This is a genomic window from Hymenobacter wooponensis, assembly GCF_004745865.1.
GTDB classification, from domain to species: domain Bacteria; phylum Bacteroidota; class Bacteroidia; order Cytophagales; family Hymenobacteraceae; genus Hymenobacter; species Hymenobacter wooponensis.
The window spans coordinates 687,383-712,329 of the sequence record NZ_SRKZ01000001.1 but is presented as its reverse complement, the minus strand read 5'-3'; the positions used below and the strand labels follow the sequence as shown (position 1 = coordinate 712,329).

The window sequence follows — 24,947 nt, the reverse complement described above, 5'->3', positions numbered from 1 at the left end:
TGTACTAACCATTGGCAATCAGCTACTGGTAACAAACGTCATAAACTATGTTCAGTAGATTCCTTCGCCGGCCAGTGTTTGCCATCGTGATATCGGTGGTAATCATGTTCCTGGGTGTTCTGGCCATCAAAACCCTTCCCAACTCGCAGTTCCCGGAAATTTCGCCGCCCATGGTAATGGTGAGCACGGCATATCCGGGCGCCAGCGCCAAGGTACTAACCGAGTCGGTGCTTATTCCGCTGGAGCAGGCCATCAACGGCGTGCCCGGCATGAAGTACATGACCTCCGATGCCGTATCGGCGGGTGAGGCCAACATTCAGATCGTATTTAACCTGGGCACCGACCCGGAGCAGGCGGTAGTAAACGTAAACACCCGCATTGCGCAGATCCTGAACCGCTTGCCGGTGCTGGTGCAGCGCGAAGGCGTGGTGGTAAACCGCGTGGTACCGAACATGCTGATGTATGTTAACCTCTATAGCAAGGACAAGAATACCGATATGCGGTACTTGTTCAACTATGCCGGGGTAAACATGCTGCCCGAAATCCAGCGTATCGACGGTATTGGACGTGCCAGCATTCTGGGTTCTCGCCAGTACGCCATGCGCGTGTGGCTGAAGCCCGACCGCATGCGGGCCTACAACCTCTCCGTGGATGACGTGATGGAAGCCCTCAACGACCAAAGCGTAATTGGCTCGCCGGGCCGTATCGGCCGCTCTGACGGTAAAGAAGCCTCCGCGCTGGAATACGTACTGACCTACAAGGGCCGCTTCAACGACGTTGAAGAATACAAGAACGTTATTATCAAGGCCAACGCCAACGGTGAAACGCTGCGCCTCAAGGATGTGGCCAACGTGGAGTTGGGCTCGGAATTCTACGACATCTACTCCAACCTCGATGGCTACCCCTCGGCGGCTATCATGCTGAAGCAGACCTATGGCTCCAACGCCAGTGATGTAATCAAGAGCGTGAAAGCCAAGCTGGAGGAGCTGAAGAAGACCATGCCCCCCGGCATGGACTACAAGATCAGCTACGACGTATCGAGCTTCCTCGACGCCTCCACCGAAAACGTAATTCACACCCTGCGCGACGCCTTTATTCTGGTGGCCATTGTGGTGTTCCTGTTCTTGGGCGACTGGCGCTCTACGCTGATTCCAATCATTGCCGTGCCGGTGTCGCTGGTAGGGGCGTTCATTGCCATGCAGGCCTTCGGCATGACCATCAACATGATTACGCTCTTCGCCCTGGTACTGGCAATCGGTATCGTGGTCGATGACGCCATTGTGGTGGTGGAAGCGGTGCACGCCAAGATGGAGGAAAAGCACCTTTCGCCATACGGCGCGGTGCGGGAGGTAGTAGGTGAAATCAGCGGCGCTATCATTGCCATTACCATCCTGATGACGGCGGTATTCGTACCGGTAGCATTCATGAGCGGCCCGGTGGGTATTTTCTACCGGCAGTTCTCCATCACCATGGCCTCGTCTATCGTCATCTCGGGTATTGTGGCCCTGACGCTGACGCCGGTGCTGTGCGCCATGATTCTGAAGAACAACCACGGCCAGCCTCGCAAAAAGACCCCCATCAACCGGTTTATTGACTGGTTTAACCGGGGATTCGAGCGCCTGACCGGCCGCTACACCAACATTTTAGAGAAGGTAGTTGACCGTCGGGTATTCACCTTCGGTATTCTGATAGCCTTCGGCTTCGGCATCTTCGGTATCTCGTCCACGCTGCCTTCCGGCTTTATCCCAGCCGAAGACCAAGGCATGCTCTACGCTATCATTCAAACGCCTCCTGGCTCAACGCTTGAGCGTACCAACGCCCTGTCGCAGCAGCTTTCGAAGCTAGCAGAAAAGGTGCCCGGTATCGAAAGCGTGTCGTCGCTAGCCGGTTACGAAGTGCTTACGGAAGGTCGCGGCTCCAACGCTGGTACCCTGCTGATTAGCCTCAAACCATGGGAAGAGCGCAAGGAGTCGGTGCACGACATTGTGATGAGCCTAGAAGAAAAGGCCAAGGAAATTCCTGGCGCGACCATCGAGTTCTTTGAGCCACCAGCAGTACCCGGCTATGGCGCCGCAGGTGGTTTCCAGCTGCAGCTGCTTGATAAAACCGCCACCGGTGACTACAAGGCGCTGGAAAAGGTGAACGAGGACTTCATGGCCGAGCTGAAAAAGCGTAAGGAGCTCTCGGGTCTATTTACCTTCTTCTCCGCTAACTATCCGCAGTATGAACTGCAGATCGACAACCAGCTGGCTATGCAGAAGGGCGTAAGCATCGGCAATGCCATGAACACGCTGAGTATCATGATTGGCTCGACTTACGAGCTGGGCTTCATTAAATATCAGCGCTTCTTCAAGGTGTTCGTGCAGGCCTCACCCGAGTACCGCCGCCTACCCAAAGACGTGCTGGATATGTGGGTGAAGAACGACAAGGGTGAAATGGTGCCGCTCTCGGCTTTCATGAAAATTGTGAAGAGCCAGGGCGCCAACGAAATCAACCGCTACAACATGTACCCCACAGCTTCTATCCGCGGCGATGCAGCAGCGGGCTACAGCTCAGGTGAGGCCATCAAGGCCGTGCAAGAAGTAGCGGCCAAGACCCTGCCCCGCGGCTACGACATCGACTGGGGTGGCCTATCGAAAGACGAGGTGAGCCGTGGCAACGAGGCCATCTATATCTTCCTGATTGTACTGGGCTTCGTGTACCTGGTACTGGCCGCACAGTACGAAAGCTTCCTGCTGCCACTGGCGGTAATCCTGTCGCTGCCCGCTGGTATTTTCGGTTCGTTCCTGCTGATCAAGACCATGGGTCTGGCCAACAACATCTACGCCCAGGTAGGCCTAGTAATGCTCGTAGGCCTATTAGGTAAGAACGCTGTGCTGATTGTAGAATTCGCGGTACAGAAGCACGAGGAGGGAATGTCAATTCGTGATGCTGCCATTGAAGGTGCTAAGGTGCGTTTCCGCCCCATCCTCATGACCTCGTTCGCCTTCATTGCTGGTCTGATTCCGCTGGTACTGGCCCACGGCGCTGGGGCTATTGGTAACCGCACCATTGGTACCTCGGCCCTCGGGGGCATGCTGTTCGGTACCATCTTCGGGGTAATTATTGTGCCTGGTCTGTACTACATCTTCGGCACCCTGGCTTCCGGCCGCAAGCTGATTGGGGATGAAAATGAGCACCCCTTGTCGGAGTTTGAGCCGCACGTATTAGTTGAAGAACATGCTTAAAAGACGCATATATCAAAGTCTCACGGCCGCGTGCCTGGCTCTGACGGTGGCGGCGTGCAAAGCGCCTGAGCTGGTACAAAGAAAAGAGAACCGCACGGTGCCTACCAGCTACGGCACCGCCAGCGCAAGAGACACGGCTAGCACAGCAACGGGCCAGTGGAAATCGTTTTTCACCGACCCCAACCTGGTTGCGCTTATCGATACCGCGCTGCAGCGTAACCAGGAACTGAATATCTCGCTGCAGGAAATCCAGATTGCCCGCAACGAAGTACAGATCCGGAAAGGGGAGTACCTGCCGTTCGTAGGCCTGGGCGCCAAGGTCGAAGCCGAGAGGCCTAGCCGCTATACGCTCCAGGGTGCCACGGAAGAAGCTATCGACATCAAGCCGGAGCACCGCAACCCCGACCCGCTGCAGAATTACCAAATCGGCGCCTTTGCCAGCTGGGAAGTAGATATCTGGCACAAGCTGCGTAACTCCCGGAAGTCGGCAGCCCTGCGCTACCTGGCTACGGTAGAAGGCCGCAACTTCACGGTGACCAACCTGATTGCCGAAATTGCCAACTCATACTACGAGTTGCTGGCCCTCGACAATCAGCTGGCCATTGTAAAGCAGAACATTGAGCTGCAAACCAATGCCCTGGAGCTGGTGCGACTACAAAAGGAATCGGCCCGGACGACGGAGCTGGCCGTGCAGCGTTTTGAGGCCCAGGTGCACAACACCCGCAGCCTGCAGTACGGTATTCAGCAGCGCATCACGGAAACCGAGAACCGGATTAACTTCCTAGTCGGCCGGTATCCGCAGCCCATCGTCCGCGATGATGCCTCGTTCAATGAGTTGGTGCCAACGGTAGTGCAGACGGGTGTTCCTGCGCAGCTGCTACAAAACCGGCCGGATATCCGGCAAGCGGAGCAGAGCCTAGCCGCCGCCAAGCTGGATATTCAGGTCGCGCGGGCCAACTTCTACCCGGCTCTGCGCATAACGGGTGGCGCTGGCTTCGGAGCCTTCAAGCCCGGCCTTATTTTCTCCACGCCCGAGTCGATGCTGTATTCGTTGGCCGGTGATTTGGTAGCGCCCCTGGTAAACCGCAACGGCATCAAAGCCGTGTACGGCAACGCCACCGCTGCGCAAATTCAGGCCGCCTACAACTACGAGCGCACCATCCTGAACGCCTACGTGGAAGTAGCTAACCAGCTCTCCAACATCAACAACCTGGCGAAGAGCTACGACGAAAAGGCCAAAGCCGTACAGGCCTTGAACCAGTCAAGCACCATTTCTAACAGCCTCTTCCGCTCGGCCCGCGCCGAGTACACCGAAGTGCTCTTCACCCAGCGCGACGCCTTGGAATCGAAGTTCGACCTGATCGAAACCAAGATGCAGCAACTCAACGCCTCGGTAAATGTGTACCGGGCGCTGGGTGGCGGTTGGAAGCAATAGAGTGGCCTAGGCCACCTCGTAGGCCAGGTATAAAAAGAAAAGCCTCACCACATGGTGAGGCTTTTTGTTTGGCTTGCTACTGAGGTAGAAAAGAGAGAAGGAAACGTGTATTTCTAGGTTTCCTCCTGCAGAGTTCTAGTCAAATTGCGCCTAAGCGAAGCGGTAGATTACTAACTGCCTGTGGCATCTGGGCCGTCATCCCGCTCCAGCGTATACAAGGGCCAATTTACTTTCAGGGCAAAACATCGGGTGTTGGCTGTGTGAGCTAAAAGAAACTTCTCATGCGCCGCAGCTTCTTAGAGGTGATTACTGGTCAGCGGACGCTTTCCAGTTCTAGTACGATCTTTCCGATCATCTCGCTTTTTTCAACTAGTTCGTGGGCGGTACGAATATTCTCGCTGGTTAAGCCCGGCAATGTTTTCTGCAGGGTAGACCGGATCTTGCCTGCTTCTACCAACTGCGTAAGCTTGCGCAGAATCAACCCTTGCTGCTCGGGGTGCTGGTTGGTGAGTACTCGGGCAAATACATTTTCTAGGTGCACCGAGATAGAATAAGGCGTTAGGCCGCTGACGTCCAAGCTCTGGTGGGCATCCAGCAGGGCGAGGTGTCCGTAGGCCTTGAGCAGTTGCGGCATGGCGGCTAAGTGGCTGGCGGAAGAGCGAGTAGCCAGCACCATATCTACTTTCTCAATGCCCCCCTGCGTCAACTGCGTGGCGAGGTCCTGACTATGGTCCAGCACCACATCAGCGCCCATGGCCTCGACCCAGCGTTTGGATTCGGGGCGCGACGCCGTAGCAATAACCACGGCGCTGGTGTGAGCTTTCAGCAATTGGACAGCAATGGACCCAATGCCACCGGCACCGCCCAAAACCAAGACGGTATTCACCCCCGCCGGTAACTGATTGTCGCTGCGCAGCAAGGCGCCCCAGGCCGTCTGGAAGCTCATAGGCAGCGCCGCAGCTTCCGGAAACGACAGGGTGGAGGGCTTATGAGCTACCACCCGGTAATCGACTGCTACGTAGTCGGCGTAATTTCCGTCCCGCGAAAGGTCACCGGCGCCATATACCTCGTCGCCCACTTGAAACCCCGTGGTGAGTGGCCCCACTTGCTCGACGATGCCGGCAAACTCCCAGCCCAAGGTTACCGTCTGACCCGGGGCAGCTGACCGGAACCGGCGGATAACTGTGTCACCGGGGTTCACGGCAAAGGCCCGGACGCGAATCAGCAAATCAGAATCTCGTAGCGTGGGCACAGGCAACTCTTGCAGGTCAAGAGCAAAATCGGTCAGTTCGTGGGCGTTTTGATACGTTAAGGCTTGCATGACTAATTATTTAGCAGTGGATTAAGGGTAGTGGGCGCTTGCCCGCTAAAGGAAGCCAGCTCATTTCCCAGCCTGCCCAGGTCAATAGGGCATTTTTATTGGCAAATCAGCTCGTTTGTAATGGCTTGGCGCTAGGCAACCGGCTGCTATGCACGCGTTTGATGCCTGCTCGCCCTAGTCTACAAAGGTGCTACTAGCTAGAATGGAGAGGTTCGCGTTGATGAGGATGGGGCCCTCACAGAGAAGGCCATGCACCAAGCATGGGCAACCGCGGTCAGCCAGTTATGCGCCTGGGAAATAGGTCGCTTTCAAGTATTCCTGCAACGAGGTGGGCTTGTGGCCCAACAACCGCTCGACGGTACCGGGTGTACCAGCTAACATGCCGTGCTCAGCGGCGGCGGCCCACTGGGCCAAGAAGGTAGCGACGGGCTCGGGCAGGCCGGCGGCAACTAACTGCGCGATATAGGGCGCGGGCTCGCTGTTGTGATAGGTGATGGGCCGGCCCGCCAGCTTGGAGAATTCGCGGGCAACGTCGTGAAACGAATAGGCTTCGCTCCCGGTCAGGGTATACTCTTGGTTGTTATGGCCTTCGCTAGTGAGCAGGGCGGCCGTAGCGGCGGCCAACTCGGTCCGCTTGACGAAGGCTATTTTGCCTTCTCCGGCCGGGACACGTATTTCGGATTCTGGTACTTCGCTGCCAATCAGGTAGGCTAGGCCTTCGAAGTAGTAGCCATTGTGGAGAATGGTGTAGACCAGCCCCGACGCTTTTAGGTAGGCTTCTGTGGCCCGGTCGCTTTCCGTAACCTCAGGCATCACAAAGTCGGAACTGCGCTGAATGCTGGTGTAGAATAGGTGCTTGACCCCAGCTTCCTTCGCAGCGTCAATAACGTTGCGGTGCTGACTTAGCCGGTCGGTAAAGGCTACTGCAGACACCAAGAGCACCTTCTCAACGCCCTGGAAGGCGTGCACCAGGGCAGGGTAATCGAAGTAGTCGGCCTGCCGGACGTCGACACCTCGCTCCGTCAGGTCCGTAGCTTTGTTCACGTCGCGCACCAGGGCGGCAATTTCCGTGGCTGGGGTGGTCTTAAGCAAGCACTCAATGGTTTCGTGGCCTAGGCCACCGGTGGCTCCTGTTACTAAGATCATATGAAGCAGAAATTTAAAACCACGACTGCGTGGTCGGCAAAAGGGTGATGCAGGGAGAAGAGGATCGGGCTCCAACTGCCCGGAAGAAGGGTGTTGCACAAGCTATAAGAGGTCGTGCGCAAGGGGTTAATGAGCAAAGGCGCTACTCCTTTTGTTGAATCGGAGGGGCTGCCTTGCTGTGAGATAGGAGAAACAGCTATATTTACTTTCGATTTGCAAGTGTAAGCAAGAATCCAATTACTTGCAAATTGCAAGTGAAAAAATATCTGTCATATGAAAGTGCTCAAACAGCGTTCTACTTGTCCAATCAGCACCGCTCTCGACGTGCTAGGGGACAAATGGACCCTTCTTATTTTGCGGGACATGGTGTTCGCGGGCAAGTCCACGTATGGGCAATTCCTGCAGTCGGCGGAAAAAATGGCCACCAACATTCTGGCCGACCGCTTGGCGGTCCTGGAGTCGCAAGGCATTCTGACCAAAGCTGTAGCTGCCGATAAGAAATCGAAGTTCACCTACCGCCTGACTGAGAAGGGAGTAGATACCGTTCCCCTTATCATTGAGCTCGTGCTGTGGGGAGCCAAGCACTGCCCAACCATCGTCGACTCGGGCTTATTGGCAGAACTCCAGGGTGAGAAAGACGCGGCCGTCGAGAAGTATAAGCAGCTCGCGCGCGAAATGGCCCGCGCGTAAACCAACGGTTGGTAGGAGGGAGGTAGTGGAGCGAACATCGTAGGCTAGCTGGTAAAGCAGATGCCACCTCAATCCTTTGGCAGAGTTGGTATTTGCGTTGGTAGCCGCTGCCTTCTAGGCCTGTTGTGGTAGCAAAGTAGCCTGCTGAGCAAAGTGTATTCGGCCTTTTAAACAAAGTGCCTAGGTGTGAGGCTAGCTACCTTTGTAAGGTCAATAACCACTCTCCAAACGTCTCTAACCGAAATTCCTCATGGCAAGCAAGCTGCTTAACCCCAACGCAGAAATGGTGGTTGTGTGTGGTGGCGATGCGCGTTACCAGGGAGAGGCTGCTTTCGAGGAGCACATCTTGGTTAGTGTACTGGCTGGTGAACTGAAAGTGGTACAAGCCGGGCGCACCCTCCACTGTGGAGCGAGTGACACGGTGCTGTTGCCCAAAAACCAGCCTGCAACACTGATCAAGAACCCGAAAGACGGCGTAGCGTACCAAGCCGTGATTATGAAGCTACCCACAGCTTTGGTACGGTCGTACTACGCGGAAAATGTGCCAGCGGTGGCTCGGTCAGCTTCCAGTGATGTTCTGGTATACCCCAAAAACCCGCTGTTGCAAAGCCTCTTTGCGTCACTGCTGCCTTACCTGGAGCTACAGCACCCGTTACCTGAAAAGCTTTTGGCCGTGAAGATTGCGGAAGTAATAGAGATACTACGCAGCCTTGACCAGAACAGCGACGGGGTGCTGGCCGATTTCTCCGAGCCGGGGAAATTGAACTTGGTGGAGTTTATGGAAGCTAACTATATGTTCAATATCTCCTTGGCCAAGTTCAGCTACCTGACCGGCCGCAGCCTAACCACCTTCAAGCGAGACTTCAAAAAGGCCTTTCAGCTGAGCCCTCAGCGCTGGCTCACGCAGAAAAGATTAGCCCTAGCCCACTACCAGCTCGCAGAAAAGAAAAGAAAGCCCATTGAGGTTTATCTGGAAGCAGGCTTTGAGAACCTGGCGCATTTCTCCTATGCGTTCAAAAAACACTTCGGCTACTCCCCAAATGCCTTGGACAAGCAGAGAAAGGCTACCGAGCTGACCCTAGTAGCGTACTGACCTCCTCCCAAGCCAGGAGGCGCTACGGGTGGTGAACTGGCCTAGAACGGTATAGAAGCCCGTCATGTCGAGCTTGTCGAGACAACTCACGTGCTAACGTTGCCACACTAGCGGTCATGCTGAGCTTGCCGAAGCATCTCTACCGCTTCGTAGCAGAGGCCTAGAACAAGCCTTTCATGCGTAATAAGATTCTTCGCGTTGCTCAGGATGACGTTCTAGGGTAATCATTCTAGGCCAGTTCAATCACCCCTAGCCCCACGCCGCTTGATGCGCAGAACCATTTGTGGAGAGGAACTACCTCTAGCTTTTCGTCCTGCAGCCTAAGCTGCACACTTTTCTCTGAGAGAAGACGCCCCTGTACATAGGGCTCATACGGCTCCCTTCACTTCTGATAAATCACACTAAAAGGCATTCGCAAATGCCTTACGGATAGGGCTATGTCCTTACCTCAGTAGTCCGGCTAGAATGATTCTGTCGGTCTTTTTCTTACCTAATTCAAATAAAGCAATGAAGTCAGCATTGGTCACCGGTGCCAACAAAGGCATAGGCCTAGAAGTAGCCAAGCTACTCGCTCAGCACGGATTTTTCGTGTATATCGGCAGCCGTAAGTTGGAGAGCGGCGAAGCCGTAGTAGAACAGCTAAAAGCCACCGGGCTTACTACCCTCGCAGCTGTTCAGTTAGATGTCACCGATCCCGATTCTATCCAGGCCGCTCGGGCGACGATTGAGGCAAAAACACCCGTGCTGGATGTGCTGATTAACAACGCCGGCATTTCCGGTGGTATGTCGCAGTTGGCCCGGCAAACTACCCTAGGCCAGTTTCAAGAAGTGTTTGCCACCAATGTATTCGGGGTGGCTGGGGTCACGCAGGCGTTCCTCGATCTGCTGGAAAAGTCACCGGAGCCCCGCATCGTAAACGTAAGTACTGCTATGGCGTCCCTGACGCTGTCCGCCGACTTCGACAATGACAACTTCGTCTTTCGACTCCCGGTGTACCAAGCCTCGAAAGCAGCCCTGAATATGTATACCCTCAACCTGGCCTACGAGCTGCGCAACACGCCATTCAAAGTCAACGCAGTGTGCCCCGGCTACACTCAAACCGATTTCACGGGTCACCAGGGCACTAGTACGGCAGAAGAAGCCGGGCAACGTATCGTGAAATATGCGCTGCTTGACTCAGATGGGCCAACCGGCAAGTATTTCAGTGAGGAATACTTCCCGGCCCCGGCCACTTGCCCTTGGTAAATCTTAAATGGTTCAGCATAGGTAAGCGTACGATAAAGAACGTCATGCTGAGCTTGTCGAAGCATCTCTACCGCTTCGTTGCTGTTCTAGGCCAGTGTGATTGGTCAGAGGGAGAGTTGCTTTGACTCCGCTCAGTAGGACGCTTAAAAACTACGCTTATCTATGACTGAGTGACTAGTAGGCGTTAAAATAAAAAAGGCCCAGAGCAATTGCCCTGGGCCTTTCTTATGATTTAATCCTCAAGAGGACTACTTGCCTACTTCTTCGTAGTCAACGTCGGTTACGTTGTCGTGGGGCTGACCTTGCTGGCCGTTGCCGCCGGGCTGGCCGGCACCGCCGAAGGGGTTGCCACCGTCAGCACCAGGCTGGCCGTCGGCGCCACCTTGGGTAGCGGCGTACATTTCCTGCGAAGCAGCCTGCCATGCACCGTTAATAGCCTCCATAGCGGAGTCGATAGCGGTGATGTCTTTGCTCTCATGGGCCTTCTTCAGGTCAGCCAGAGCATTTTCAACGGCAGTCTTGTTGCCAGCGCTCAGCTTGTCGCCGTATTCTTTCAACTGCTTCTCCGTTTGGAAAATCATTGAGTCAGCGGCGTTAACCTTACCGATGCGCTCCGTCTCCGCTTTATCAGCTTCGGCGTTGGCAGCAGCTTCGTTACGCATGCGCTCGATGTCGGCGTCGGTGAGGCCCGAAGAAGCTTCGATGCGGATCTTCTGCTCCTTACCGGTGCCTTTGTCTTTGGCCGATACGTGCAGGATACCGTTGGCGTCGATGTCGAAGGTTACTTCGATTTGCGGAACACCACGGGGTGCTGGCGGAATCGAGTCGAGGTGGAAGCGGCCGATGGTGCGGTTCTGCGAAGCCAATGGACGCTCGCCCTGCAGGACGTGAATCTCAACCGAAGGCTGGTTGTCAGAAGCAGTGGAGAAAGTCTCAGACTTCTTGGTAGGAATGGTCGTGTTCGACTCGATCAGCTTGGTCATTACACCGCCCATCGTTTCGATACCCAGCGAAAGCGGGGTCACGTCGAGCAGGAGCACGTCCTTCACTTCACCGGTCAGTACACCACCCTGGATGGCAGCGCCCACGGCTACTACTTCGTCGGGGTTAACACCCTTTGAAGGCTTCTTGCCGAAGAACTTCTCTACCTCCTCCTGGATGCGGGGGATACGAGTTGAACCACCTACCAGGATTACTTCGTCGATGTCGGAAGTGCTCAGGCCAGCGTCTTGCAGCGCCTTTTTGCAGGGCTCCATCGAACGACGTACGAGGCTGTCAGCCAGCTGCTCGAACTTCGCGCGGCTCAGCTTTACCACCAAGTGCTTGGGGCCCGAAGCGGTAGCCGTTACGTAAGGCAGGTTGATTTCAGTCTCCGAAGAGCTCGACAGCTCTACTTTGGCTTTCTCAGCAGCTTCTTTCAAGCGCTGGAGGGCCATAGCGTCTTTGCGCAGGTCGAGGCCTTCGTTTTCGCTGGCGAAAGTCTCCGCCAGGAAGTTGATGATTACTTGGTCAAAGTCGTCGCCACCGAGGTGGGTGTCACCGTTGGTGCTCAGTACTTCGAATACGCCATCACCTAGTTCCAGAATCGAGATGTCGAAAGTACCACCGCCAAGGTCGTACACGGCAATCTTCTGGTCTTTATGCTTTTTATCGAGACCGTAGGCCAGTGCAGCGGCGGTAGGCTCGTTGATAATGCGCTTTACATCGAGGCCGGCAATGGCACCAGCTTCTTTGGTAGCCTGACGCTGGGCGTCGTTAAAGTACGCAGGAACCGTAATAACGGCTTCCGTTACGGGCTGGCCTAGATAATCCTCAGCAGTCTGCTTCATTTTCTGAAGCACCATAGCGGAGATTTCCTGGGGCGTGTACTGACGGTCGCCGATTTGCACAGCTACCGTGTTGTTAGAACCACGCACCAGCTCGTACGATACGTGCTTCGACTCTTCAGTTACTTCACCGAAGCCGCGGCCCATGAAGCGCTTGATCGACTGCAGCGTATTCTTGGGGTTGGTAATGGCCTGACGCTTCGCGGGGTCACCTACTTTACGTTCGCCTTTACCGTTATCGAGGAACGCCACGATCGAGGGAGTCGTGCGGCGGCCTTCGCTATTCGGAATTACCACCGGCTCGTTGCCTTCCATTACGGCCACGCACGAGTTGGTGGTGCCGAGGTCAATACCGATTATTTTGCCCATGTGAATGGTTATGGTTTAGGAGTTGAGATGTCAGATATCAGATGCGAATCACTCGCACCGGGGGAATTACAAGACGCGTACCAGCCACCGAAAAGCAACTTATTTGTGACAGATTGTCACTTTTACATACTTCACCGAATTGATTCGCGACGGTCTGACTTTTACGAGAAAATAGGACAAGGGATATGCTGACAGCTGGGCAGATGATCAGTAGAGGGAGCTAATAGGATAGAAAAAGCAAAAGCCCCAACTGAGCAAGTTGAGGCTTTTTAAAGGGTATTAACCGAAATTTATAAGGTAGCAACCAGCTCCCGCCAGGCGGTAAGCTCCGGCATACCCGGCTTGCGCTTGCCGAACAACAGCAGCAGGTTGTTGCCCGCCGCATCGTACAACTCCACCGACGTTACAATGCCATTGGTAGTGGGCTTTTGCACGGCCCAGGCTTGGGCAATGTCGCCTACCTTTAAATGCAGGTTGAAATCGGGGTCGAGGACGTTCAGCCAGGGGCCAGTGGGCACAATGCGCTCCGTAAGACCCGTGTGAATCTGAATGCAGCCGCGGCTGGCCACGAAAATCATCACGGCCAGCTGCTGCTCCGAGGCAAGGCGCAGCGCCCGGTTGATGGCAGTGGTATCGAGTTGGCGCAACAGCTCCGGCGGGCCCAAGCGCAAGGCCTGCGTGCGGCTGACATTGAACTGGCGCAGCAGGCCAAAAAACTCGTGCGTATCGGTCATGCCGCGCCACGCTGCCCGAAATCCTTCCGAGTCAATGCTGGCGTCGTCGGCTTCGGGCGTAGGAGCGGGGGCCGCTTGGGTGGTGAGGGTAGTGGGCTGGCCGGTGGCCCGAAATTGGTTTACCAGGGCGTCGTAGGCCAGATGGTTACTTTCTTCGAGCAGGTATATCTTATGCACCGCCTCGCCATCGGCCGCGAAGAACTGCAAGCTGCGGCGGCCGTTTTCATCCACGGCAAAGCCAAACTCCCAGTGGCCTAGGAACAGGCGCAGGTCGATGTCTTCGCCTAACACCAGGCCTACGTGCCCATTCACGGATACTTTTTGGTACTCGCCTTTGCGCTCGTGCACGGCGCTGTCGTTGCGGGTGAGGGCCATCACGCGGCCCAGGGTGGGCACTTGCTTGAGCAGCGCCCGGAAGTCGTTGCTCAGGAACGTTACGGGGGAGTCGGCTAGGCCAGTGCAGCGAGTAGCCAGCAGCTCGGCTTCGCTGACGCTCAGGGCGCGGGCGGCGTCGCGGATGCGGCTCTTGAGGTTTTCCTGCTGATACTGCTGCCAGCGCTCGGCTAGGGTAAGAGTGGCGGTGAAAGTCTCCATAAAAAGTAAGGTCGGTAGTTTACATGAGAAGATGAGGCGGGTACCTTACACCGCGCGGCGCGGGCAAGGCACAATGAGCGGACAGCTCAGGTGAGGGTGGGGCAGGAGCTGCACATCTATCTGAAAGCCGCGGTGAATGTTCTCGCAGGTTAGCACCTGATCAGGCGGGCCGTAGGCCACTGGCTGGCCCTCAGCCAGCAGCAGAATACGGTCGGCGTACTGGGCGGCCAGGTTCAGGTCGTGCAGAACGGCAATTACTCCGAAGCCCCGCAGCACCAGGTCGCGGGCAATATCCAGGGTGTGGTGCTGGTGGTGCAGGTCGAGGCCGGTGAGGGGCTCATCGAGCAGCAGAAAGCCTTCCCGGGCTTCCCACACCTGCGCCAGCACCCGGGCCAGCTGGGCACGTTGCTGCTCCCCGCCCGAGAGGGTAGGGTAGCTGCGCCCCGCCAGCGCCGAGAGGCCTACGGTGCTCAGGGCAGCTTCTACAATCCAATGGTCGAGGGCAGTGGGCTGCCCCTGGAAGTGTGGGTAGCGGCCCATCATCACCAGCTCCGCCACCGGAAAGGCCAACGACAGCGTGTGCTGCTGGGTAAGCACTGCTCGGCGGCGGGCCAGCGTGGCGGCCGGCTGCTCACTGAGCGGTTGCCCATCGAAGCGCACTAGGCCACTGGTGGGCACTATGTCGCCGCTTAGCAGGCGCAGCAAGGTAGATTTACCCGCCCCGTTGGCTCCCACCACGGCCAACAGTTCACCTGGGCGGGCCCGGAAGGAAACCTGTTGCAGCAGGGTTTTTCGGCCGGTTTGATAGGTTAGATTTTCAACGTCGAACATGATTTTTTCGGCTTAAGAGCGGCGCTGCTTTTGTTCGCGCAGCAGAATCCAGAGGAAGGCAGGGGCGCCAAGCAATGCCGTGAGAATGCCAATGGGCAGCTCGGCTGGGGCTACAATGGTGCGGGCCAGGGTATCGGCCAGCACCAGCACTATTGCCCCGCCCAGGGCGGAACCTGCCAGTACGCGGCGGTTGTCGGGCCCTGCTACCAGGCGGATCAGGTGGGGCACAATCAGGCCTAGAAACCCAATAGCACCCACTACCGCCACGCTCGCGCCCACCGCCAACGTGGATAGGCCAATTAGTTGCCGCTTTAGTCGGCCCACGGGCAGGCCTAGGTGAGTGGCCTGGCTTTCGCCCAGGGCCAGCAGATTGAGCGGCTTGCCCAAGCGTGGCAGCCACAGAAGCGGCAGCACCAGGAAGGGTAGGAGCCGCAGCACCGTAGGCCAGGAGGCGCCGCCCAGGCTGCCCAGTCCCCAGAACGTGATGCTGCGCAATTGCTCGTCGGTGGCTACGTAGGTAAGCAGGCCGGTGCAGGCACCAGCTAGGGCATTGATGGCCAAGCCCACCAGCAGCATAGTGGCTATTACCGTGCGGCCGCCCTCCCGCGAAATGCGGTACACCAGAAACGTAGTGCCGCAGGCACCCGCAAACGCTACCGTCGGCAGCAGGTAAAACCCCAGCGCCTCGCGCACCGCCGCCAGTCCCGAAAATATGGCCAGCAGTTTCACCTCTAGCACAATGGTAGCCACAGCAGCCAGCGAAGCCCCGGAGGATATACCTATCAAACCAGCATCGGCCAACGGGTTCCGGAACAGACCTTGCATGCTGGCACCCGCCAAGCCCAAGGCCGCCCCCACTAGCACCCCCAAACACACCCGCGGCAACCGAATAGCCCAGAGCACGGCCTCCTGTTGAGGCTCATAGGCTAGGCCGGTACTCACACCGAGCTTATGCAGCAAGATGCCCACCACGGCGGGCACCGGCACCTCCACGGCCCCCACACCGGCTCCCACCAGAATAGCCCCTATAAGCAAGATGGCGAGGCTGGGGAGCAGCAAGCGCTGGCGCCTTAATACCGTAGGCTGGCGCCCAGGTAAGGCCTGGGGTGGCGGCGTGGTTACGATAGGGGCCGGAGCCTGGACGAGGGTAGGCATCAGCAGCGTTATTTAAGTTTACTGGCCAGCTCTGCCGTGGCCTGGCCCAGGCGAGGACCAAACCCCGTGAGCAGCTGCCCATCCATTTCTACTACGCGGCCGGTGCGGCCCGCAGCAGTTTGCGCTACCCCCGGAATCTGGAGCAAGCCCGCTTTGCCACCCAGGCTGTCTAGGCCACTATCGAAGAGCAGTAGTACATCGGGGTTGGCGGCCACCAGGGCTTCGGCCGTGAGGGGCTTGAAGTCGGAGAAGCCGCTGGCGGCGTTGCGGGCGCCGGCCAATTGCAGCGCTTTTTCAACGGAGGTGCCCTGACCCGCTACCATCATGGTGCCGGCCCCACGCGCATAAATGAACAGCACCTTGGGGGCGGCGGTGGCTTTCTTCACTTTGCCCAGATCGGCGTCTAGCTTGGCCGTAACGGCGGGCACTTGGGCCATAGCGCCAAAGGTGGCGGCTACGTCCCTGATGAGCTGCTTGGTGCCGGTTACGGAGTATTCCTGTTTGAATAGATGTACCTGTAGGCCTGCTGCTTTCAGCTGCGCCGCAACTTCTGGTTTCAACGACTCAGTAGTGCCCACCACCAGGGTAGGGTTCAGGGACAGCACGCCCTCAGCGGAAATATTGCGGTTGTGGCCCACCTTGGGCAGTTTGGTCAAGGCCTCAGGGTAGGTGCTGGTTACATCCACGCCCACCAACTGCGCTTGGTGGCCTAGGGCACAGATAATTTCACTGACGGTGCCATTAAGCGACACAATACGGGTAGGAGCCGGCGTGGCCGCCGCAAAGCGCCCCGGCACTAGCAGGACCAGCACCAGCGCGGCCCGCAGAAAAGAAAGGAACTGTTTCATCGGAAAGAAAGAGAAAGTTGTGCCGACAGCGGGCGGCCCGGCGGTAGTAAGCCCCCGCAGCTCGCGGTAATCCGGGCCGCCCGCGTCGGACTTATTTTAGGTTGGTGCTGCCGTCGGGTTGGTACACGTAGCGGAAGGTGTAGTAGCCGCTGGGCTCGGTGCCGACCGGAGTGGCAGGCGCGTCTTTGTAGTAGCTCACAATTTCCACCTTGGCATACTTGCCGGTGGCTGTGCGAATGAGCAGCACCCGGCCCGCAATGGGTGCCACCACGTGGGTGGTAGAGTTGTAGTTGTACCAGCCATTGCCTGAGCCCGTCGGAATGGCTTTAGCCGTGGGAGTATCCTGCTTGTAGTCGGTAGTAGGGGCCGTAGTCACTTCTGAGAACAGGCCCTCTTTCACGATAGCGCCGCCCTGGCCAGGGCCGCTGCTGCTGCCGTTAACCAGAATGGTAGTACCGCGCACAGCCAGGTCCCACTTGGTAGTAGCCGAGTCGGTGTAGGCCACTGTGCTCTTGTTGGCCAGGCTGTAGAAGGCATAGTGCCTGGGAGTGCCCGGCTGACCGGTGGTTGGATTGGTGGTGCCGGGTGCGGGCGCCAGGTTGCTGGCCGTTTCCGTTTTCAGCGCCTCCGCCGGCTTCACTTCGTTATCGTTGTCATCCTTGGAGCAGGCGTTGAAAAGGAGTGTAGGACCGGCTAGGGCCATCAGCGTGAAGCGGGAGAATAATTGGGTCATGTGTAAAGAGGTGATGAAGTGATAGGGTGATGAATGAGGTAGGGAGGGGAGTGCGGCTATTTCTGGCCCAGGGCTACGGCCACGCTGGCGTAGTACAGGCGCCCCGGCACGGTGCTTAGGTAGGCGGGGTTGGTGTAGTTCAGGGCGTTGTCGAGGCCGGCTTGCAGGGTGTAGCGCTGGCGAAAGGTTTTGGCGGCGGCCACATTCAGGAGCCAGTAGCCCGGCACGTATTCGTTGGCGGCGTCCAGAATCAGGTTGCCGTTGCGGTCCTGAAACCCATAGCGGCCCCGATACACGCCCCGCACACTGCCCGACCAGCCAGCGGCTTGGTTTTCGTAGAAAAGCTTGACGTTGGCTGTGTGACGAGAACGGTTGTAGAGGCCCCCATAATCCGCCTCCCTGAGGCGTATGGTTTCCAGCGTTTGCGGGTCGCGGCGGTAAATGGAGCCGGCTTTGAGCTGGGCCAGCACGGTGCGGTCTTTGGCTATTAGATATTGGTAGCCGGCGCTCAGGGTCAGATACTGACCTAGAAGGTAGCGGGCATCGGCTTCCACGCCCTGCGTATAGGCCCGGCTCACGTTGCGGTAGGAATACACCGACTGCCCATTGGTTTTCTGAGCCACGGCGGCCGTTTCAATCAGGTCGTGCAGGTCGTTATGGAAGAAGTTGGCCGTTAGGCGCAGCTTGCTGGTTGGGTCCAGTTGAAAGCCGGCGTTGTAGGCCCGGGAGCTTTCGGCGGTGAGGCTGCTAGCCTGCTCCAGAAGGGCCGCATTAATCAGCGGCTGGCCAGTGGCTGGGTCCACGGCAATCTGCCCCTGGGTTACCAGTTGGGCCACTTTTTCCTGCACCTGGTGGGTGCCAAACACGCTGTAGCCCACGGCCGGATTAGAGAAGTTGAGGTAGAGCTGGCGGAAATCCGGCGCCCGAAAACCGCGGCCCGCCGAGGCCCGCACCGCCAGCCAAGGCCGCACCTGGTAACGCCCCGAGAGCTTGGGGCTGAGCTGCCCCCGGTACTGGTTGTGGCCATCGTAGCGCACCCCGGCCACCAGGTTCAGGCCCGGCAGGGGCGCCCAGTCGTCCTGGAGGTAACCGTAGGCCGAGCGCATCTGCTGGCGCTGGTCGTAACGGGTAGCTTCCACCGACTCTAGCAAGTAACCAGCCCCAGCGGTAAGGGTGTGCTTGGGGTGGAGGCGCCAGTCGAGCTGCGCTTCGGGGCGGGTGAAGGTTTGGTGGAAGTAGCTGGCGTCGTAGTAGGCGCCGTCAGTGGTGTAAGTGTAATTTTCCTGGGTGCGGTAGCCGGCGTGATAGAAACGCAGCGTGCCAAAGAGTTTATCCGAGAAGCAGCGCGTGAGGGTAGGGTTCAGACTGAAGTCCTGCTGGCGGCTTTTAAGGCGGACCGGCGCCGTTTGCCCACCTTCCGTGCTAATGGGTAACTCGCTGCGTTGGTTTTCAATAAAGTAGCGCCCCGAAATGCTTAGGGTAGTCTTGTCGTCGAGCTGGTAGGAGAGGCGGCTTTGGCCGGTGTAGCTGGCAAACGGCGGCACGGTGGCTTGGCCGCTGGCGGGCTGCAGAGTGTAGCCCGCCGAGCTGTAGCGGTTTCCGAATACCGTGATGCCCAGGCGGTTTTGCTTGAGGTTAAAGGTGCCGCCTACATCGGCTGTGCGGTTGGTGCCGTAGCGTAGGCGTACTTCGCCGCGGGTGCCGGGCTGGGGCTTTTGAGTGATGATGTTCACTACCCCCGCCAGCGCCTCGGAACCCCACAGCGCCGACGCCGGGCCTTTCACCACTTCTACGCGCTCAATATTGCCCACTGCCACCCGCGAGAGTTCCAGTGTGCCGGCGGTGCGGCCAATCAGCGGCTCCCCATCCACCAGAATCAGGGTGTACTCGGGGTTCAGGCCCTGCATCTGAATACCGCGCCCGTGGTCGGCTACTACGTTCAGGCCCGTCTGCTCGCCTAGTACGTCGGAGAGGCGCAGAGCACCCATGGTTTTGATTTGCTGCCTGCTGACCACCGTTACCGGAATAGGGACCTCCGTTAGAGCTTTTTCGGTGCGGGTAGCTGTTATCACTACCTCCCGCAGCCGCAGATGCCGAGTGCTAGTATCAGCGGGGGCTTTCTGCTGTTGGGCCCAGCTGACAGCTGGGGCCAGTAGCAGAGCAAGCAAGAAAGTAGGAGTGAGGGAACGATGCATTTGCCAGTGAAGCCAGCAACTCCCGCTTTTCAGAGCAAGAGTTGCCTATGTTTCTTATTTAGATAATTTCTAAACAGTAGCAAATGTATAAGGTAGATTACTGCAGTCAATGCTTATTTAGAATTAGTTTAAATAAACTTGCTATTGTTAGGATGGGTTTTCTACCTTCGCCTCGTTCACCCACAAAAGGGCTCTTATTCAGGATTTGCGAATCCTGAATAATCCCTTCAGCCTGTATGCGCAAGCACCATGGAATGCGGCCGCAGGACGTTGTTTTGCTGCTAAAAATCAGCCTGCTAGAAAATAAAGCGTGGCAGGGCAAGGAGTTGGCTGTGGCGCTAGGGCTCAGTGCCGCGGAAGTTTCGGATGCCCTCCGGCGCTGCCAGTTCGCGCGCCTACTGCATCCCGAGCACCGGACCATCAACCGTCCTCGCTTGCTTCGCTTCCTGTTGTATGGCCTGCCCTGCGTATTTCCCGTTGAGCTAGGCGCCCACCAACAAGGACTGCCGATAGTGCTGCCACCTGATAAAGGGTGGCCTACACTCTCAGAAACGTATGTGTGGCCCTCTGCCGATGGCCCTGCCTGGGGAGCCACTATTGAGCCCTTATACCCAGGCGCCGTAGTGGCCGCCCGCCAGGACGCTGCCCTGCACGAGCTACTAACTCTGGCAGATATGTTGCGCCTCGGCAACCCCCACCTGCACCCCACTGCCAAACAGCAGCTACGCCAGCTCTTGCTGGTGAACTAGTAGAGAAATCAATGGGGGCTACTGAGTGGCCGCAGTACGGTTACCTGGCGCAGGCAAGTGTTGTAGCGCCTGCGTAATAGTCTGCTCCCATAGCGCCTGGTGCTTGCGCCAATAGGGCTCGTGGCCGGAGCCGGGGAAATCCTGCCGCAGCTTAGGGCCGCTGAGTGCCGCGAAAAGGGCATCGGTTTCTTGGCGCGTTACGCGCGGGTCGGCAGTACCCCACATGAGGAGGGTAGGTGTGGATATATGGGCTGCATACCGCGTGGCATCCAGATTAAACGCCCAGAAGTTGTTCTCTAGGCCACCCCAGAGCACCAGCAGATTCGCCATGGGAAAGGGTGGGACACGCATAGACCGAAAGCGGCTCTGGGCGGTTTTGAGCATGCTGCCATAGGGGCATTCTAGTAGGTTTGCAGTGGGGCGCACACCTAGTTCGGCCTCGGCGCGCAGCGTAGCCACCGCGCCCATGGAGTTGGCATAGATGAACACGGGCCCTGGTCGGTGCTGCAGCCACCGGACTACCGTTGCCACGTCTTCGGCTTCATGGTGGCCTACGGTGCACACGTTGCCCTCTGAGCCGCCGTTGCCCGCAAAATCGGTGAGCAGCACGGAGTAACCGAGATGGCGGAAGGTGGCCGCTTCGGTCAGGAACTTACCCTTGGAACTGGTGTAGCCATGAAGTAAGGCCACAGTGCCCTTGGAGTGGGGTACGGCGCTGTACCAGCTTTCCAGTCGGCCGTTGGGGCCGGTTAGGTAAATTGTCTGGTAAGGGAAAGGTGGCCTAGCGTGATTAACTGGCTTCGGATTCTTGATACCTGTCAGCAGCACCCATACCTTCTGCGGCCCCGAAAGCTGCTCGGGATTATCCGTGTGTAGGCCACTCTCTGTGGTGAAATGGGTGAAGCGCCAAGCATGAAAAGCGGCTACCAGGTTCATAAGCAAGAACCCGATAGCTAGCAGCCAGCCGAGGCGAATCCGAATCCGACGAGACATTGCGACAATGACAGAACGTGTCATTCCGAGCGGAGCGAGGAATCTGGGTCAAGCCTCTAGGCCCTTACCCCAGATTCCTCGCTCCGCTCGGAATGACAATACTAGCGTGTATTAGCCGCGCCCGTTGCGGCCTCCACCGGCTGGCCCAGGCTTGCGGCCCGCGCCGCCACGTCCGGCCGATTTAGGGCCGGGCTTGCTGCCGGTTTTACCCGGTGTTGCTTTGCCGCCAGCCGCTTTACCACCCGTAGGCTTCGCCCCAAAAGTCTTGCCGCCCCGGCTAGCACCTCGGCTACCGGCGGCACTGCCTTTTTTGGCATCGGCACCTCCGCCGCTAGAACCGCCACGGTTGAAGCCGCCCGCACTATTTGGGCTTGGTTTAGCCGAAGCCGGGCGCACGCCACCAGGCCAGTACTCCGACTTAGCGGGCGTTTTAAACGTGCCAGCGGCAGCCGTTTGGGCGGCCATGTCGTCGGTAAGCGCTTTCACCTCGGCCGCAGTTAAGTCGCGCCACTGGCCGGGCTGGAGCTTGGCTACTTTCAAATCAGCAATGCTGACCCGGACGAGCCGCAGGGTGGGGAAACCTACAGCGGCCGTCATTTTACGCACCTGCCGGTTCATGCCCTGCGAAATCCGAATTTGGATCCAACTGGTGGGGATGTTGGCCCGGAAACGCACCGGCTTGCTCCGCTCCCAGAGCGTTGGCTCTTCGGAAAGCAGTTCTACTTCGGCGGGCGAGGTGTAGCCGGTTTTCAGATCAACGCCCCGGCGCAGATTTTCCAGCGCCTCTTCGGTGGGCACGCCTTCTACCTGCACCCAGTACGTTTTAGGCACTTTAAACCGTGGCTCCGAGAGGCGATGCTGCAGCTGCTTATCGTCGGTAAGTAGCACCAAGCCCTCGGAGTCGTAGTCGAGGCGGCCAACGGGGTAGATGTTTGGGATGTCAACAAAGTCTTTGAGCGTCGCCCGGCCTTTTTCGTCGGTGAATTGGGTGAGGACTTCGTAGGGCTTGTTGACGAGGATGTAGCGCATGGCTTAGCGGAGTGGCCTAGGCTTGCGCCGGAGCCGTGATGGGTCCGATGAATATCGGACGAAACGGAAAAAAGTCCACAAAGGTACCAGCTCCTACCCGCACTAGCGCAGTGCGCCCACCGATTGTTGCTGTACCTGCTTCAAGCGCTTCTGCCGCACGCTTTCAGCCATCAGTAACCGCACTTCGCCATTGGGCCGCACCACATATTCGCCACTATCCCGGATCATTTCGCCATCGCGCATCTCGTCGCGGTAGTCGTGGCGCACCAGAATCCCGATGCGGGCAGTGTCGGCGGCGGTAGGGGCGGGCGGCGCGGGTGCTCCGTTGATTTGGGCCAGCTCAGCCAGATACAGCAACGAGTCGCGCTTGGTGTAGGGCTTGAGCTTGAACTTGCCCGGGAAATAGTTGGCGGCATCACTGACACGGTTGCGCACGAAGTCCTGCACGGCCAACTCGGCCTGCTTATCGGTCGACTTCTTGCAACTACCCAGTAGCAGCACGGCAGGAAGTAAAAGGAAAAGAGTGGTTTTCATCACTAGAAAAAGGTATCGGGCTTCTATGCTATCCGCCTCCGGCAATGACCCAAATGAGGCTGTGCCAGAAGGCGGAGCAGGAAAAGTACTTGGAGTGCTAAACGCCGCCGGAGTATTTACGGGTGGCCCACTCCACCGTCAGGAGGCCTAGCAGCAGGAAGAACAGCCATTTGAGGTTAATAAGATCCTTCAGATCTTCCTGCTCATAAATAATGGGCTTGTAGTTGGCCTTCTGAATATCCTGACTGAGCTGCTGAAACTGCGCCGGGTAGTAGAGCCGCTGCCCACTGCGGCGCGCCAGCTGGTAGAGCAAGTTGTGGTCGGCGCGCGACTGCAGGGCTTCCAACTGCTGATCCTGCACCAGCACCTCGCCGCGGTCTTGCTGCGCCTGGCCCCCGAGGGTAGCGCGGGCTACATAGCGGTATAGGCCACCGGGCAGCGGACCAACATGTAGGGGCGCACCGTCTTCGCTGTTCGTGAAGGTAAACGTGCGGTTTTTTTGCTGCTCGTCGGTTAGTGTGAGGGTAATCTGCTGGCCGTAGATGCGCTCAAAAATGGCGTTGTATGTCTCAGCCCCGAAGGTGATGTCATCCTGAGAGGTGAAAGCATCTTGCGTGGGGTACACGTCGAGGCGCTTTTTGTTGGCATTTTGGGTGAGCAGCTGCAGCGTCCGGATGATGAGGCGGTCGTAGGCCTCGGGCCGGTCGTCGTGCTCCACGGCTTCCTGCAGGCGCCACTGCCAGCTGCCATCGGTGAGCAGGGTAGCCTGCCGCTGGGCCGGCGTACCCCCGAAAACCAGCAGGGGCTTCTGCGTTTTCACGCGGCCCACCTGCTGCCACAGGGCAGCTTCGGCCCCGCCACCCAGGCGCACTTCCCCGAAGGGTACTGGCGCGGGTGGGTAGGCAGTAAACCGCTTTAAGGCATCTTCCTCAAACGTGAAGCGCGAAAAGGCCGAGTTGAGTGTGGGCGTCACGTCGTCGGTCTGCTGGCCGCGGGGCTGCACCGTGAGGCCGGCGTTTAGGGAGTTGTACGCCCCAAAATCTGACTGTGCCCCGAGAATGTAGAGTGCGGGCAGGCGCCGCGTGCGCACCAAGTTCAGTACCTCTTGGCCTAGGCCACTCTGGGAAGGCAGTTGGTGCAAAATGGCCACATCATAGTCCTGGGCCTTGAGTGGGGCAATACCGGGCAGGTAGGTGGTTAGGTCGAAGTTGTCGTTGGTGATGATGGCCGCGCGCAGGGCTTTGAGGTCAGGGTGGGGGGCAGCGCCGGCCAGCAGCACGCGCAGCTTGCCCTTCACCACTTCCACGTAGGCAAACTTGGCGTTGTTGAGGTCAGTAAACTCGCCGTCCTGCTTCTCAATCACCACTTCGTAGCGGCGTTTGCCGGGCGCGGGCGCCGTAATGAGGAAGGTAGTTTTGGTGCGCCGCTGCCCGGAAGGCAGGTTTACGCGCTTGGTTTGCAATATCCGGCCGTTTTCGCGCAGAATCACAGTAGCTACCTGACCCGCAAACCCATCGTAGGCCACCTCCGCCTCAATGGGGAACTGGTTGCCACTAAAGGCCACGCGGTTGTAGGTAAGCTGGGGCAGACTTAAGTCCTTCTTAGCAATGGTATCGCCTAGGGCGAGGCTGTAAATGGGGAAATTGTAGTCGGTGTACTGAGGCGCGCGGCCCTGGTTTACGAGGCCATCAGAAGCCAGGACCACACCGGCCAGGTTGCGGCCCTCGTACCCTTCCCGAATGGTGGTGAGCAGGCCATCGATATCCGAGGAGGCAGCCTTGAACTGCAGCGAGTCGGGACGGACTGGCCTAGCGGCATCCAGCACCCGCGTTTCTACCCGGAAACCCCGGCCGCGCAAGGTTTCGGCCAGTTTAGTTAAGCCCTGGGTGGTTTGGCCTAGCACCGCCGTGGGCGTAAACAGGCCTACCGACTGGGAGTTATCAACAGCCAGCACCACGGTAGGCGCTTCGGTGGTAGTGGTGGTCGTCCGGATGAAGGGTGAGAGCAGCAGGAAGCACAGGAAGCTTACTACCGCAAAGCGCACGAAGGCCAGCGCATAGTTTACGGCCCGGCTCCAGGGCGCTTTAGCCGAGTAGAGCAGGGCCGCGTAGCCCGCGCCTACAGCCAAGCACAAGAGTATAAACCAGGGAGAAGCAGATAGTAGCAAAGGCAGAACGGTATAGCAACGCAATCAAGAACC

The 24,947-nt window shown here is 57.9% G+C and carries 19 protein-coding genes; 6 read left to right on the top strand and 13 right to left on the bottom strand.

Features of this window, described 5'->3' with window-relative positions:
* Window positions 1-47 precede the first annotated feature (47 nt).
* Window positions 48-3,227, top strand: coding sequence for an efflux RND transporter permease subunit (locus EU557_RS02890; RefSeq protein ID WP_135528904.1), 3,180 nt, complete (start codon window positions 48-50; stop codon window positions 3,225-3,227).
* The gene (locus tag EU557_RS02885; RefSeq protein ID WP_135528903.1) at window positions 3,220-4,662 is read left to right on the top strand and encodes a TolC family protein; all 1,443 of its coding nucleotides are present in this window, start codon (window positions 3,220-3,222) and stop codon (window positions 4,660-4,662) included. The genes EU557_RS02890 and EU557_RS02885 overlap by 8 nt, the downstream gene beginning before the upstream one ends.
* Before the next feature lie 313 nt (window positions 4,663-4,975).
* On the opposite strand, the gene EU557_RS02880 is transcribed toward EU557_RS02885, so the two are convergent.
* Both EU557_RS02880 and EU557_RS02875 read right to left on the bottom strand, forming a co-directional pair.
* Entirely contained in the window at window positions 4,976-5,983 is a 1,008-nt protein-coding gene (locus tag EU557_RS02880; RefSeq protein ID WP_135528902.1) for a zinc-binding alcohol dehydrogenase family protein, read from the bottom strand.
* A gap of 282 nt (window positions 5,984-6,265) precedes the next feature.
* Window positions 6,266-7,129, bottom strand: a complete 864-nt coding sequence (locus EU557_RS02875; protein ID WP_135528901.1) for an SDR family oxidoreductase — start codon at window positions 7,127-7,129, stop codon at window positions 6,266-6,268.
* Window positions 7,130-7,402: 273 nt separating this feature from the next.
* On the opposite strand from EU557_RS02875, the gene EU557_RS02870 reads away from it, so the two are divergent.
* From EU557_RS02870 to EU557_RS02860, 3 genes are all read left to right on the top strand, one after another.
* Window positions 7,403-7,819: a winged helix-turn-helix transcriptional regulator gene (locus tag EU557_RS02870; protein WP_135528900.1), complete on the top strand. Its 417-nt coding sequence runs from the start codon at window positions 7,403-7,405 to the stop codon at window positions 7,817-7,819.
* 250 nt (window positions 7,820-8,069) lie between these two features.
* The gene (locus EU557_RS02865; RefSeq protein WP_135528899.1) at window positions 8,070-8,912 is read left to right on the top strand and encodes an AraC family transcriptional regulator; all 843 of its coding nucleotides are present in this window, start codon (window positions 8,070-8,072) and stop codon (window positions 8,910-8,912) included.
* Window positions 8,913-9,419: 507 nt separating this feature from the next.
* The gene (locus tag EU557_RS02860) at window positions 9,420-10,157 is read left to right on the top strand and encodes an SDR family oxidoreductase (RefSeq protein WP_135528898.1); all 738 of its coding nucleotides are present in this window, start codon (window positions 9,420-9,422) and stop codon (window positions 10,155-10,157) included.
* Window positions 10,158-10,405: 248 nt separating this feature from the next.
* Here EU557_RS02860 and dnaK read toward each other — a convergent pair whose 3' ends face one another.
* The 7 genes from dnaK to EU557_RS02825 all read right to left on the bottom strand — a co-directional run bounded on the left by dnaK (window position 10,406) and on the right by EU557_RS02825 (window position 19,415).
* Entirely contained in the window at window positions 10,406-12,352 is a 1,947-nt protein-coding gene (gene dnaK / locus EU557_RS02855) for a molecular chaperone DnaK (protein ID WP_135528897.1), read from the bottom strand.
* Window positions 12,353-12,642: 290 nt separating this feature from the next.
* Window positions 12,643-13,680: a hemin-degrading factor gene (locus EU557_RS02850; protein ID WP_135528896.1), complete on the bottom strand. Its 1,038-nt coding sequence runs from the start codon at window positions 13,678-13,680 to the stop codon at window positions 12,643-12,645.
* A gap of 45 nt (window positions 13,681-13,725) precedes the next feature.
* Window positions 13,726-14,514: a heme ABC transporter ATP-binding protein gene (locus tag EU557_RS02845; protein WP_425351917.1), complete on the bottom strand. Its 789-nt coding sequence runs from the start codon at window positions 14,512-14,514 to the stop codon at window positions 13,726-13,728.
* Between the two features lie 9 nt (window positions 14,515-14,523).
* Window positions 14,524-15,666, bottom strand: coding sequence for a FecCD family ABC transporter permease (locus EU557_RS02840; RefSeq protein ID WP_135528894.1), 1,143 nt, complete (start codon window positions 15,664-15,666; stop codon window positions 14,524-14,526).
* Window positions 15,667-15,674: 8 nt separating this feature from the next.
* Complete coding sequence (locus EU557_RS02835) at window positions 15,675-16,514, bottom strand: heme/hemin ABC transporter substrate-binding protein (protein ID WP_135528893.1); 840 nt, start codon at window positions 16,512-16,514, stop codon at window positions 15,675-15,677.
* 91 nt (window positions 16,515-16,605) lie between these two features.
* The gene (locus EU557_RS02830; RefSeq protein ID WP_245326147.1) at window positions 16,606-17,247 is read right to left on the bottom strand and encodes an HmuY family protein; all 642 of its coding nucleotides are present in this window, start codon (window positions 17,245-17,247) and stop codon (window positions 16,606-16,608) included.
* Between the two features lie 56 nt (window positions 17,248-17,303).
* Complete coding sequence (locus EU557_RS02825) at window positions 17,304-19,415, bottom strand: TonB-dependent receptor plug domain-containing protein (RefSeq protein WP_245326146.1); 2,112 nt, start codon at window positions 19,413-19,415, stop codon at window positions 17,304-17,306.
* Window positions 19,416-19,678: 263 nt separating this feature from the next.
* Between EU557_RS02825 and EU557_RS02820 the strand changes: the two genes are divergently transcribed.
* Window positions 19,679-20,191: a hypothetical protein gene (locus EU557_RS02820; protein ID WP_135528890.1), complete on the top strand. Its 513-nt coding sequence runs from the start codon at window positions 19,679-19,681 to the stop codon at window positions 20,189-20,191.
* A gap of 18 nt (window positions 20,192-20,209) precedes the next feature.
* Here the strand turns inward: EU557_RS02820 and EU557_RS02815 are convergent, their stop codons facing one another.
* From EU557_RS02815 to EU557_RS02800, 4 genes are all read right to left on the bottom strand, one after another.
* On the bottom strand, window positions 20,210-21,208 hold the full coding sequence (locus EU557_RS02815; protein WP_135528889.1) for an alpha/beta hydrolase: 999 nt from the start codon (window positions 21,206-21,208) through the stop codon (window positions 20,210-20,212).
* A gap of 87 nt (window positions 21,209-21,295) precedes the next feature.
* Entirely contained in the window at window positions 21,296-22,213 is a 918-nt protein-coding gene (locus EU557_RS02810) for a pseudouridine synthase (protein ID WP_135528888.1), read from the bottom strand.
* Window positions 22,214-22,315: 102 nt separating this feature from the next.
* Window positions 22,316-22,747, bottom strand: coding sequence for a hypothetical protein (locus EU557_RS02805; protein WP_135528887.1), 432 nt, complete (start codon window positions 22,745-22,747; stop codon window positions 22,316-22,318).
* A 97-nt stretch (window positions 22,748-22,844) separates the two neighbouring features.
* Window positions 22,845-24,881: a VWA domain-containing protein gene (locus EU557_RS02800; protein WP_135528886.1), complete on the bottom strand. Its 2,037-nt coding sequence runs from the start codon at window positions 24,879-24,881 to the stop codon at window positions 22,845-22,847.
* Window positions 24,882-24,947 lie beyond the last annotated feature (66 nt).